Origin of the sequence: Pseudomonas mangiferae, assembly GCF_007109405.1 — a bacterium.
Taxonomy (GTDB): Bacteria; Pseudomonadota; Gammaproteobacteria; order Pseudomonadales; family Pseudomonadaceae; genus Pseudomonas_T; species Pseudomonas_T mangiferae.
The window spans coordinates 180,110-192,580 of the sequence record NZ_VJOY01000001.1; the positions used below are offsets into that span (position 1 = coordinate 180,110).

Genomic DNA, 12,471 nt, shown 5'->3' on the forward strand with positions numbered 1-12,471 from the left:
GTTCAGGGCTCCTGGGGCACGAGGGGAACGGCGCGACGCAGGCGCAGCCAGCCGCAGCCCAGGACGGTGAGCAGCAGCACCGGAATCCAGGCGAGGAACAGGTTTTCCAACCCCACCCACTGGCTGATGACGCCCCCCAGCAGCGCGCCGGAGAAGCTCCCCAGCATGCCCGCCAGGTTGAACAGCCCGGACAGCTTGCTCTTGTCCTCCGGGTGCTCGCCCAGCTGGGCCATGTTGACCAGGTGGGCGAGGGCGGCGGCGGTGCTCAACAGCACGCCGCCCGCCGCCAGCCAGGCGTAGCCGTGGGCGCGCCCCAGCAGGCCGAGGCCCAGCAACGCGGTGACCAGGCTCGCCAGGTAAGCCGCGCGCCGCCCGCTGCGCTCCACCAGGTAGCCGAGGCCGAACAGGCCCAGCACCGCTGCCAGGCCCTGGATCATCACCAGGCTCACCGCCTGGTCCTGGGTCAGGCCGGCCACCTCCAGGGCCAGCAAGATGATGAAGGTGCCGAACAGCGCGCCGGTGGCGCCGGACAGCAGTTCGATGACGCAGCACTCGGCGATCTCGGCATGGGCCAGCATGCCGCGCACCTGGGCGAGGAGGGTGGCGGTGCCCGTACCGCCAGGGGCTGCGTTCACCGGGGCGGCAGAGGCGCCTTCCTGCTCCCAGAAGCCCAGGCTGTAAGCGGCCATCAGGCCGAAGCACAGGCCGATGATGACGAACGCCGTGGCGAAGCCCAGGCGGCCGCCCAGGGCATTGCCCAGCGCCGGCCCCAGCAGGCCCATGCCCAGGGTCAGGGCGCCGCGGTACCAGCCGGCCTTGTCGTTGCCGATGCGCGGCAACTGGCGCAGGAAGGCGCTGTTCATGGCGACGATGCGGAACGGGATGCACAGGCCGATCAGCAGGCGCGCCGCCGCCAGCCACAGCCAGCCGCCGAACATCGGGATCGCCAGGTTCAGCAGCAGCGGCCCGAGGCTGGCCAGGAAGTACACCCGGCGCGCGCCGTAGCGGGCGATGACGAAGCCGGCCGGCAGGGTCAGCAGGACCATGCCCAGGGCCTCCATCGCCGAAATCACCCCCAGTTGCCAGGGGCGCGCGCCGATCTCGATGGCGTACAGGGTGGTGACGATCTTGGCCATGCCGATGGTGGCGCCGCTGAACGCCGCCAGCAGCATGAAGCCGCCCAGGAAGGCGCCGGGCCTAGACCGCGACATCGACGGTCTCCAGCAGGTGCTCCAGGGGCGCCGGGTCGATCCACTGGCGCACGTCGAAGCCCTGGGGGATGAAGGCCCAGCGTTCGAGGAAGTCGGTGAGGTCCTGTAGGGCGTCGATGGAGCGCTCGGCCAGCTTGGTCTGCAGGCGCAGGTGGGCGTCCTCGCCGTAGGCATTGGCCACCCAGTATTCGCTGGTGTTCAGTTCCCGGGCGAGGAAGCGCCGGGTCTCCTCGGGGTGCGCCCAGGCCCATTGCTCGGCCCGCAGCACGGTGTCGAGGATCAGCACCGCGGCCTCGAAATGGGCTTCCAGCAGGTGCCGGTCCACGGTCAGGGTGCGGGGCGTGCCGATGTTGGCGCGGATCAGCGGGTCGGGGTGGGAACCCACGTCCACCACCACCCGCAGGCCGAACTCGTCGGCCAGCTGCAGGCCGTGGGCGCCCTTGAGGAAGATGGCGTCGACGTCGCCGCGCAGCAGGCCGATCAGCTCGTTGTTGCGGCGCCGGGTGCGGTGGCCGCCGAGGCTGACCTGGGCGCCGTGCACGTGGCGCACCGGCTCGTCGCTGTAGGTGCCGCCGTAGGGGTAGTCGATGAGTTCCACGTCGGCCACCGCCAGCCCTTCCAGGCGCAGGGCGTTCTCCAGGCCGCGGATGGCCTGGGCGCGGGTGAAGTCGATCTGCACGTTGGCCCACTTGGGCAGGCCGAAGCGGCGGTTGCGCAGGTCGCGGATGGTGCGCACCGGGCTGTCGTCGGTGGTGACGATCAGTTGCACCTCGTCGGACCAGGACAGGCCGATGACCCGGGTCTCGTAGCCGCTGGCCCGGGCCCAGATGGCCGGGATGTTGCCGCCGTGGCGGACCGAGTTGCGCAGGTGGTGATCGAAGTGGGCCTCGCGCACCTCCCGGTCGGAGGATTCGCGCAGGGCCTGGATGCGCGTGCCGAAGGGCTGGAAGGCGCGGGCCAGGCGGCCGGATTCGACGGCGATGCCGAGCCCGGTGGGGACCGGGCTGTGGGTGTACCAGAGGGTATCGAGTGGGGTGCTCATGGGGCGGCGGGTTCCAGCGGGACGGGTGACGGGCGGGCGGCAGGTGCCACGCCCTCCGCCGTGGCGGAGGGCGGGCGGGTCAGCTGGCGCGCCGCGCCGCTTCCTGGCGCAGGGTCTCCAGGGGGCGCGGGTCGAGCCAGTCGGCCACCGCGAAGGTCCGCGGCAGGAAGCCCCAGCGGTGCAGGAAGTCGGTGAAATCCTGCAGCGCGGCGATGGCTCGTTCGTCCAGCTCGGTGCGCAGGCGCAGGTGGGCGTCCTCGCCGTAGGCCTGGGTCACCCAGAACTCGCTGCTGTTGGTCTCCCGCGCCAGGTAGCGGCGGGTCTCGTCGGGGTGGCCCCAGGCCCATTCCTCGGCCCGCAGCACCGCGCCGAGGATGCCCACCGCGGTGTCGTAGTGGCGCTCCAGCAGGTTGAGGTCGACGGTCAGGGTACGCGGCGTGCCGTTGTTGGAGCGCACCAGCGGGTCCGGGTGGGCGCCGGTGTCGATCACCGTGTGCAGGCCGAACTGCTGGGCCAGCTGCACGGCGTGGGCACCCTTGAGGAAGATCGCGTCCACCTCGCCGCGCAGCAGGCCGACCAGCTCCGGGTTGTGGCCGCGGCGGCGGCCGCCGAAGGTGCCCACGCCGTTGCGCGAGGGTGCCGGCTCGTCGCTGAAGGTGCCGTCCTGGCGGTAGTCGACCCGTTCCACGTCGGCCACTTCCAGGCCTTCCAGGCGCAGGGCGTTCTCCAGGCCGCGGATGGCCTGGGCCCGGGTGAAGTCGATCTGCGCGTGGTTCCAGTCCGGCAGGCCGAAGGCGCGGCCCTTGAGGTCCTTGACGCTGCGGATGCCGCTGCCCGGCAGGGTCAGGATCAGCTGCGCCTCATCGGCCCAGGAAAGGCCGATCAGGCGCGTCTCGCGGCCGCTGGCGCGGGCCCAGAGGGCCGGGATGCTGCCGCCGTGGCGGACCGAGTTCTGCAGGCTGTGATCGAAGTGCGATTCGCGCACCGCCTGGTCGTCCGCTTCGCGCAGGGAGCGGATGGCGGTGCCCTGGGCGGCCAGGGCTTCTTCCAGCCAGCCTTTCTGCACGGCGATGCCGAGGCCGGTGGGAACGGGGCAGCGGGTATACCAGAGGGTATCGAGGGGTTGGCTCATGGATGCGGTTCCTTGCGTCGAGGGATCAGGCGCTGGCTTTCAGCGTGGCGGTGGGGGTATCGGCCTGGGCCGGGCGGGCGTGGACCAGGGGCAGTACTTCCTGGCCGATGCGCAGGGCTTCTTCCAGGTGCGGGTTGCCGGCCAGGATGAAGGTGGAGAAGCCGGCGTCGCGGTACTCGGCGAGGCGCTCGGCGACGTTCTCGTGGCTACCCACCAGGCCGATGGTGGGGCCGGGCTTGGCCTTGCCGAAGCCGGCCCACAGGTTCGGCCCGATGATCAGGTCGTCGAAGCGCTCGGCGTTCTGGTGATAGGCGGTCTGGCGCGCCGCGCCCACCGAGTCCGAGCCGCTGGCGAAGTGCTTGATGAAGGCGCTGGTGCGGGCGTCGATGCGCTCGTACTGGCGGCGCAGTTCGCTCCAGGCGGCCTCTTCGGTCTCCCGGGCGAACAGGTCGATGCGGATGCCGAAGCGCACTTGGCGGCCCTGCTTGTCGGCCAGCTCGCGGACCCGCTCGATGTGGGGGCGCAGCGTGTCGATGGGCTCGGCCCAGTTCAGGTAGACGTCGGCGTGGCGGGCGGCCACGTCCAGGGCCGGGTCGGAGAACCCGGAGAAGTACACGCTGGGCTTGCGCTCGTGCCTCAGGGCCAGGGGCAGCGAGCCGTTCTCCAGCTGGTAGATGTCGCCCTGGTAGCTGAACTGGTCGTTGTTCCAGAGGCCGTCGATGATGTCGAGAAACTCGCCGGTGCGCTGGTAGCGCTTGTCGTGTTCGAGGAAGTCGCCGTTGGCGCGCTGGTTGGCCGGGTTGCCGCCGGTGATGATGTTCCAGTCCAGGCGCCCGTGGCTGAGGTTCTGCAGGATCGCCGCCTGTTGCGCGGCGTAGGCCGGCAGGGTCCAGGTGGCCTGGAAGGCGATGAGGAACTTGATCCGGCGGGTCTCCCGGGCCAGGGCGGCGGCGGCGATCCACGGCTCCGGGCCGGTGGGCAGCAGCGCGCCTTCGAAGCCGGCGATCTCGGCGGCCTTGGCCACCTGGGCGATGTAGTCGATGTAGGTGAAGCCGTCCGGCTCACCGTTGGGCAGGCGCCCGGGGGCGATGTGGCCGGGGCGGTGCAGGTGGCTGCCGCGGTTGTTCTTGTCCGAGGCGAGATGCGGGCCGTCGCTGCCCAGGGGTAGGCGCCAGAAGAATTCGGTGCTCATGGCATTGCTCCAGTTGCTGAAGGGCCCGGTCTCTCCCGGGATGCCAGGGTGGGAGCAAATGCTGTGCCCAAAGGCGGGAAGCCCCGTGGCGCGCGGGCTGTGGCGTATTTCGCAGGGGCCTGGCGAGGCCGGATGCTGGCCCAGCAACACAGGGCCAGCACCCCTCTGCTGGGACGGCAGCAAGTCGGTCCGCTGTGTAGATGTCGGTGCCGTATGTTTTTCTCAAGTCATTGATAAATAGAAGAATTCAGCGATGGCACAAGTCCTGCTGGGCGGGAGTCGTCCGTGCTCGCATGGCGACCCACCCCATCCTCCAAGGAGATGCTCCATGACCACCCGACTCACCCCCGCACTGCTCGCCCAGGTGGACCAGGCCAAGCGCGACTTCGCCAAGGCCTTCCGGGTCCTCAAGGACACCCGCACCCTCACCGCGACCAACACCTTCCAGGTGTACGTGCGTGTCCCCGACAGTGACCTGGTGCTGGCGCTGCACGCCCCCAGCCCCTGGGCGGACGATCCGGCCATCCGCGCGGTGGTGGCCAGCTACACCGGCGAGGTGGTGCTGGACGAGACCGTCGAAGGCGCCTCGCCCCTCAGCGGCCGCAAGGCCGGCGGCAACGGCCAGCGCTACGCGGCGGTGTTCCGTGCGCGGCCGGAGGTGAACATCGTCAGCCACGTCCACACCCCGTACCTGGGCGGCTGGGCCAGTGCCCACCGGGTGCTGCCGATCCGCTACGCCGCCTCCCAGCGGGTGACCCTGGCCCGTGAACTGCCGATCTACATCGACCGGCGCCAGCCGGAGCAGGAGTTCATCGTCGAGCGCATCGTGGAGAATCCCCACACCCCGGCGATCCTGGAGGCCAACGGCGGCGCCACCTTCTGGGGCGAGAGCATCCTGCAGGTGGGCCGGCTGATCCTGCTGATCGAGGAAGGCGCCTACTTCCAGGGCCTGGCCGAGCAGTTCGGCGGCTCCCGGGAATTCGGCCCTGGCGTGCTGGAGCAGCAATGGAAGATGACCGGCCTGTGGGCCGAAGGTCAGAAACTGCTGGACGCCGCCGCCTGAGCCGCGACCCGCGATGAAAAAAGCCCTCTCAGGAGGGCTTTTTCGTGCTCAGGCCGGATCGGTCGAGGGCGGCGACGCCTGGGCCGGCGCCGCCGGGCGCAGCCCCAGGGGCACCAGGGCCAGCGGCAGCAGGCTGGCCACCACCAGCACGATGAGGAACGGCAGGCGGGAGGGCAGGCTGAACAGCGGGAACAGCAGCACCGGGCCGAGGAACATGGACAGGTACAGGGCCTGCTCGGCGATGCCGCCGGCGCCCATCACGTCGCCTTCGCGGCTCATCCGCGGGATGCTGGTGAACACCCAGGCCACCACGAAGCTGCCGAAGAAGCCCTGGGCGATCTTCGCCAGGATCGCGGTGCCCGCGTCGATGCCGGGGAGGAACACCAGGACTTCCAGGATCACCCCCACCAGGGCGCCGCCCACCACCGCCAGCGGACCGATGCGCCGCAGGTTCAGCACGAAGCCGGCGAACAGCCCGGCCAGCACGCTGCTGAGGATGCCCACGGTGGAGATCAGGCCGATGGTGGCCGGCGCCACCCCCAGCTGGTGGATGAAGTAGTCCGGGGTGAGGGTCACCAGCCCCAGGGCGACGGTCAGCGGCGCGCCCACCGCCAGGGCCAGGCGCAGCACCGAAGGCTCGCGGTACAGGCGCAGGGCCTGTGCCAGGGGCTTGCGTTCGCGGCGGTCCGCCAGGTTGCGCGCCGGCAGCAGCGGGGTAGCCAGCAGCAGCACCAGCAGCACCAGGGCGTGGCCGCTGAAGGCCACCCGCCACTCGCCGTGCTGGCCGCCCACGTAGGGCGCCACGGCGAAGATGGCGAGGGCGCCGCCCAGGGGCGAGGCCACCGACCAGAAGGCCAGGGCGGTGGTGCGCCGTGCGCCCGCGGTGGTGTGCATCAGCAGCGCCAGGGCCGCCAGCACCACGCTGATGTAGCCGGCGCCTTCCACCACGCGCAGGGCCAGCAGCCATTCGAAGGCCTCGCTGCGGCTGGCCAGGTAGCTGCAGGCGGCGGCCAGCAGGAGCCCGGCGACGATGGCCGTGCGCTCGCCGACCCGGGCGATGCCCCAGTTCACCAGGGGCGAGGCGAGGGCGGCGACGACGGCCACCGCCGACACCACCCAACTGGCCCGGGCCGGGGAGACCGAGAAGGCGTGGGCGATGTCGGCCACCAGGAGAATGGTCTTGCCATGGCAGGCCGCGATGATCACGGCGAAGGACAGGGTGAGCAGGATCGAGGGCCAGCTTCCGGCACGCATCGGGAAATCCTCGTCAGGAGAAAAAAGGGCGCGCGGCTCAGCGCCGCGCGATGTTCAGGACCTGCAGTTCGCTGAAAGCGTCGTAGCCGCGCTGGCCGCCTTCGTAGCCCAGGCCGCTCCACTTGTGCCCGCCCTTGGGCGCGCCGGGCTGGATGTGCAGGTGCTGGTTGACCCAGGCCAGGCCGCTTTCCAGGCGCGCGGCGATGGCTTCGCCGCGGGCCGTGTCGCGGGTCCACACCGAGGCCCCCAGGCCATAGGGGCTGGCGTTGGCCTGGGCGATGGCGTCCTCCACGTCGTCGAAGGGGATTACCGGCAGCACCGGGCCGAACTGCTCCTCGTCCACCAGGGCGACCCCGGCGCCGATCCCGCTGACCAGGGTCGGCGGGTAGAAGTGGCCGGGCCCGTCCAGGCGCCGGCCGCCGCTGTGGATGCGCGCGCCGTGGCGGCGGGCGTCGTCCACCAGCGCCTCGACCCGCTCCAGTTGCTGGCGGTTGCTCAGCGGGCCCAGCTCGCTGCGCGGGTCCAGCCCGTGGCCGAGGTGGGTGCGTTCGGCGCGGGCCACCAGGGCGGCCAGCAGTGGCTCGAACAGGCTCGCGTGGACGTACAGGCGCTTGATGGCGAAGCACACCTGGCCGCTGTTCCAGAACGCGCCCCAGAACAGTGGCTCGGCGATGGCCTCGACGTCGGCGTCCTCCAGCACCAGGGCGGCATCGTTACCGCCCAGCTCCAGGGTCAGCCGCTTGAGATCGTCGGCGGCGCCGGCGTACAGACGCTTGCCGGTGGCAACGCTGCCGGTGAAGGTGATGTGGCGGACCGCCGGCTGGCGTGCCAGGTACTCGCCCACCGCACCGTCGCCGGCCACCACGTTGAGGACGCCGGCGGGGAACAGGTCGCGCAGCAGGCCGGCCAGCAGCAGGGTGGACAGCGGCGTGTGCTCCGACGGCTTGGCCACCACGGTGTTGCCGGCATGCAGCGCCGGCGCCAGCTTCAGCACCAGCAGGATCAGCGGCACGTTCCACGGGGTGATGGCGGCCACCACCCCCAGGGGCCGGCGGACGATGCGCACCCGGCGCTCGTCGTCGTCCTGCAGGGTGGTCTCGGCGGGGACCTCCAGGGCCGCGTAGTGATCCAGGGTGGCCGCCACCCCGGCGATCTCCTGGCGGGTGGCCTGCAGCGGCCGGCCCTGTTCGCGGGTCACCAGCTCGGCCAGCGCCGCGACGTGCTCGCGCACCCGGGTCGCGGCCGCGGCCAGGCTCAGCCGGCGCGCCTCGGGCGCCCCGGACCAGGCCGGCAGGGCGCGGGCGGCGGCGGCCACCGCCTGGCGCACCTGCTCCTGGCTGGCGCGGGCGGCCTGGCCCACCGCGTCGCCGCTGGCGGGATCGAAGACGTCATCGTAAGTGGCGGCCGGCTGCAGCTGGCCGTCGATCAGCAGGTCATGACGGGACATGGAAGGCTCCTCAGGCGCCGGCCCGGATGGCGTCGGCGAGCTTCTCGGCGAGCATCAGGGTCGGCAGGTTGGTGTTGGCGGTGGGGATCACCGGCATGATCGAGGCGTCCACCACCCGCAGGCCCTCGACGCCATGGACCTGGCCGGCGCTGTCCACCACCGCGAGGGGGTCGTCGATGCGGCCCATGCGGCAGGTGCCACTGGGGTGCCAGACGCCCCCCACGTGGCCGCGCAGGTAGCGCTCCAGGGCCGCATCGTCCGCCAGCAGCGCGTCCAGCGCCGGACCGCCGGGCTGCGGCACGGCGAAGGGGGTCAGGTGCAGGCGCAGGTCGTAGCGCGCCAGGCTCGGGTGGCGGAACAGGCGCTGGAAGGTGCGCAGGGCGACCCGCAGCCGCTGCACGTCGCGGGGGTCGGAGAGCAGGTTGAAATCCACCTGGGGCGGGCTCGACGGGTCGCGGTCCCGCAGCTGCAGGTGGCCGCGGGAGCTGGGCTTGTTGATCCACACCAGGGCGTGGGCGACGTTGCGCTGGGCATCCGCGCCGATGGCCAGGTACAGGTCCGACGGCACCGCCGGGTCCACCCCGGAGGACAGGCGGATGCCCAACTGATGGGAGGTGCCGGGGCGGTGCGTGCGGGCGTCCTCGCGGGCGGTGTCGCCCAGGCCGGCGAGGGTGCCGATGGAGCTGTGTTCCCAGAGGTTGCGGCCCACGCCGGGGCGGTCGGCCACCACCTCGATGCCCAGGTCGCGCAGGTGGTCCGCGGGGCCGATGCCGCTGCGCAGCAGCAGGGCCGGCGAGTGCAGGGCGCCGGCGGCGAGCAGCACCTCGCCGCCGAGGACCTGCACCCGCTGGCCGTCGCGGACCAGCTCCACCCCGCGGATGCGCGCACCGTCGCGCAGCAGCGACAGCACCGGGCTGTCGGTCCAGAGGGTCAGGTTGGGCCGGGCGCGCACCGCGTCGTCCAGGTAGCCGCGGGCGGCCGAGACGCGCTGGCCGTTCTCCAGGTTCACCGCGGGGGCGAAGTAGCCGTCCTCGAACACGCCGTTCTGGTCGCCGATGTCCTCCAGGCCCTCGGCGCCCAGCGCCTCGGTCACCGCGCGGGTGAACGGGGTCCGGTCCGTGGGGGTGATGCGGCTGATGGGGATCGGGCCATCTTGCCCGTGCAGGTCGTTGGCGTAGTCGGTGTCGCGCTCCACCTTGCGGAAGTAGGGCAGCACCGCGGACCACGACCAGCCCTCGGCGCCATGGGCCGCCCATTGGTCGTAGTCCCGGGGCAGGCCACGGTTGGCCACCAGCACGTTGACGCTGGAGCCGCCGCCCAGCACCCGGGCCTGTTCGAGAAAATTGAGCGGGCGCGGCGTGTCGTCCGCCTGGGCGCCGTGACGCACCGCCAGGTTCGGCCAGAAGTAGCGCTCGCGCATTTCCAGGCGCAGGCGGAACGGGTTGAGACCGTCGAGGATTTCCGCCGGGGTGGCGCCGGGCGGCGTGTCGGGCCCGGCCTCGATCAGCAGGACGCGCCGGTGCGGGTCTTCGGACAGCCGGCTGGCCAGCACGCAGCCGGCGCTGCCGCCCCCGACGATGAGGTAGTCGTACGCAGAAGCCATGGAACCTCCGGGCCGGGGTGCACGACCCCGGCGTGGTGGGAGACGGGGTCAGAACTCGACGGCGATGCCGGCCACCAGGGAGCGCGGGGCGCCCCGGTGGTACTTGGGCGCGCTGTAGAAATCGCCGTCGTCGGGGTTGGCGGACACCGCGCCGGAATTCACCCCGGCCAGGTACTGCTTGTCGAAGATATTGTTCAGGTTGAGGGTCAGGGTGGCCTGCTTCAGCGCCGGGCTCAGCCCCTTCAGGCGGTAGCCCAGGTTGGCGTCGAAGAGGGTGTAGCCGCCGATGCGTTCGTCGTTGGCCAGGTCGCCGTAGAAGGCGCCGGTGTGGCGCCCCAGCAGGTTGGCGTAGAAGGTCTGGTCGTCGTAGCCGATGCCGGCGCTGAGCAGGTGCCGCGGTGCGTCGTAGAGCTGGTTGCCGGCGGTATCCAGGGTCGCGCCGCCGGCGCGGTAGTCGTCGTCCTGGGTCGAGCGCAGGTAGGTCCAGGTGCCGAAGTAGGTGAAGTGCCCCGGCAGCAGGCCGTTGATGGCCAGCTCCAGGCCCTTGGTGGTGACGTCGCCGGCGTTGAAGTAGGAGGTGACCCCGGTGACTTCCTCGAACGCCGCCTGGCGATCCTTGAAGCGGTCGTAGAACAGCGCCGCGCTGAGCAGCAGGTCGTCGCTGGCGTAGCGCCAGCCGACCTCCTGGTTCCAGGTCAGCTCGGGCTTCTGCTTGTCGTTGCCGTCGCGGTGGCCGTAGACCGAGGCCACCGCCGGGACGCGGATGTTGGAGGTGGTGTTGTAGTAGAGCTGCTGGCGCGGGTCGAACTGGTAGCTGAGGCTCAGGCTGGGCAGCACGCGCTGGTAGTCGACGCTGTCGCGGAAGCCGCTCAGGCGGTCGCCGCCCTTGAGCTCGGTGTGCTGCCAGGCCAGGCCGCCGACCAGGGTCAGGTCGGGAGCGATGTCCCAGGTGTCCTGGGCCCAGAGCTTCTGGGTGGTGATCTCGTTCTTCTGGTCGGTGAAGTACACCGGGTTGCCCCGGGCGTCCCGCAACGGGTGGCTGCCGTCGATGCTGGCCGGCTTGCCGTTGCCCTTGATGGGAATGACCGCCATCCGGTTGTCGGCATGGGTGTAGTCGGTCCACAGGCCGAACTGCAGGGTGTGGGCGTCGTTGACGATGACGTCCAGGCTGTTGCTGGAGCCGATGCGGTACTGGGTGGGGTAGACGCTGAGGGCGCCGGTCACCATCGGGTCGAGGGTGTCGCCGTCGCCGTTCAGGTCGCTGCCGGTATTGAGTTCGGACACCGGCACCACCGCTACCGCGGCGGTGCCGTCGGTGACCCGCACGAAGTACGGGTCGATCTTCAGCTGGAGGTTGTCGCCCAGGTTGAACAGGCCGTTCAGCGCATAGGTCTGGATCTTGAAGTCGGCCCGGGAGGCGGCGGCGCTCTCCCCGGGAATCGTGCGGTCGGCTACCCCCTGGGTGCCGCCCTGGGTGGGGAAGACGGCCTGGGCGTAGCCGCTGTCGTAGTCGCTGGCGCGGTACTCGGCCAGGGTCGGGTGCTTGTAGCTGTTGGTGCGCATCAGGAAGCTGGAGAAGATCGCGTTGATGCGGTTGCCGTTGCCCCATTCGTACTGCAGGTTGCCCTCGTAGCGGTTGGAGGACAGCTCGCCGTCACTGTCGTCCCACAGCTCGCCGGTGGTGCGCGAGGCGGAGAACCAGGCGGAGAAGCCATCGTACTCGCCGGTGTTGACCCGGGCGAAGGTGCGCAGCAGGTCGTCGCTGCCGACGTTCTGCTTGAGCAGCGCACCGGCCTCACGGGTCGGCGCCACGCTGCGGATCTGCACGCTGCCGCCGCTGGCGGTGAGGGTCGGGGCGTTGATGGAGGAGGAGCCGTACAGCACCGAGACCGATGCATAGTTCTCCGGGTCGCCCATGAAGTCGGCGTGGGGGGTGAGGAACTGCGGGTCGTTCAGCGGCACGCCGTCGCGGGTGAAGCCCAACTGGTCCTGGGAGAAACCGCGGATGTTCAGCGCACCCTCGGTGATGCCGCTGTTGTCGCCGCCACTGGCGTGCACGCCGGGCAGGTACTTCAGGGCGCCGGTCACCGCACTGTCCAGGCCGACGAATTTCTCCAGTTGCGCCTTGGTCAGGGTGCCCTTGGACACCGCCGCGGACTCCTTGTGGGCGTCGCCCACGTCGGCGCCGTCGGTGTCGCTGGAGCGACCTTGCACCACGACGGTGTCCAGAGTGGGCGCGGTCTCTTTTGTATCGGCCCGGACACCGTTCGTATGTATGAGCAATGAACTCGAAAGTGCGATCGCCACGTGGATCTTCGTGAACTCGAAATGCGGTTTCATGGTTGTTATCTCGACGGCAGGAAAGGGCGCTAACAGCCAGTGAGCAAGCACTGTGCCATCGCGTCGGCGCGGTATTCAGGGGCTTTGGGGCGGGCCTTCGCGCCGATTGCTGCCGGGGCTGCAACGCCGTGCTAGTGCGGTGGTGCTGGGGCAGCAGGTCGGGAATAAAGTGGGTTGGAAGTTGAGG

General features: G+C 70.8%; 9 protein-coding genes. 1 reads left to right on the forward strand and 8 read right to left on the reverse strand.

All coding sequences use genetic code 11. The features are described from left to right. Positions 1-2 precede the first annotated feature (2 nt). The 4 genes from FM069_RS00780 to FM069_RS00795 all read right to left on the reverse strand — a co-directional run bounded on the left by FM069_RS00780 (position 3) and on the right by FM069_RS00795 (position 4,577). Positions 3-1,211 carry an MFS transporter gene (locus FM069_RS00780; protein WP_143486220.1) on the reverse strand — a complete coding sequence of 403 codons (1,209 nt, stop codon included), beginning with the start codon at positions 1,209-1,211 and terminating at the stop codon, positions 3-5. Then, the gene (locus FM069_RS00785) at positions 1,198-2,253 is read right to left on the reverse strand and encodes an ABC transporter substrate-binding protein (protein ID WP_143486221.1); all 1,056 of its coding nucleotides are present in this window, start codon (positions 2,251-2,253) and stop codon (positions 1,198-1,200) included. Before FM069_RS00785 ends, FM069_RS00780 begins: the two co-directional genes overlap by 14 nt. Positions 2,254-2,332: 79 nt before the next feature. Continuing rightward, entirely contained in the window at positions 2,333-3,385 is a 1,053-nt protein-coding gene (locus FM069_RS00790) for an ABC transporter substrate-binding protein (RefSeq protein WP_143486222.1), read from the reverse strand. 25 nt (positions 3,386-3,410) lie between these two features. Further along, on the reverse strand, positions 3,411-4,577 hold the full coding sequence (locus FM069_RS00795; protein WP_143486223.1) for an LLM class flavin-dependent oxidoreductase: 1,167 nt from the start codon (positions 4,575-4,577) through the stop codon (positions 3,411-3,413). A gap of 328 nt (positions 4,578-4,905) precedes the next feature. Here FM069_RS00795 and FM069_RS00800 point away from each other — a divergent pair, with 328 nt between their 5' ends. Further along, a complete protein-coding gene (locus FM069_RS00800; protein ID WP_143486224.1) occupies positions 4,906-5,640 on the forward strand; it encodes a class II aldolase/adducin family protein in 735 nt (244 codons plus the stop codon). Positions 5,641-5,688: 48 nt separating this feature from the next. On the opposite strand, the gene FM069_RS00805 is transcribed toward FM069_RS00800, so the two are convergent. Genes FM069_RS00805 through FM069_RS00820 form a run of 4 tightly spaced genes read right to left on the reverse strand, consistent with a single transcriptional unit; the run spans position 5,689 to position 12,161 of the window. Then, on the reverse strand, positions 5,689-6,894 hold the full coding sequence (locus FM069_RS00805; RefSeq protein ID WP_143486225.1) for an MFS transporter: 1,206 nt from the start codon (positions 6,892-6,894) through the stop codon (positions 5,689-5,691). 37 nt (positions 6,895-6,931) lie between these two features. Next, positions 6,932-8,341 (reverse strand): aldehyde dehydrogenase family protein, encoded by a 1,410-nt coding sequence (locus FM069_RS00810; RefSeq protein WP_143486226.1) that lies wholly within the window; start codon positions 8,339-8,341, stop codon positions 6,932-6,934. 10 nt (positions 8,342-8,351) lie between these two features. Further along, positions 8,352-9,944 carry a GMC family oxidoreductase gene (locus FM069_RS00815; protein WP_143486227.1) on the reverse strand — a complete coding sequence of 531 codons (1,593 nt, stop codon included), beginning with the start codon at positions 9,942-9,944 and terminating at the stop codon, positions 8,352-8,354. Between the two features lie 48 nt (positions 9,945-9,992). Then, complete coding sequence (locus tag FM069_RS00820) at positions 9,993-12,161, reverse strand: TonB-dependent receptor (RefSeq protein ID WP_178106624.1); 2,169 nt, start codon at positions 12,159-12,161, stop codon at positions 9,993-9,995. Between the last annotated feature and the right edge of the window lie 310 nt (positions 12,162-12,471).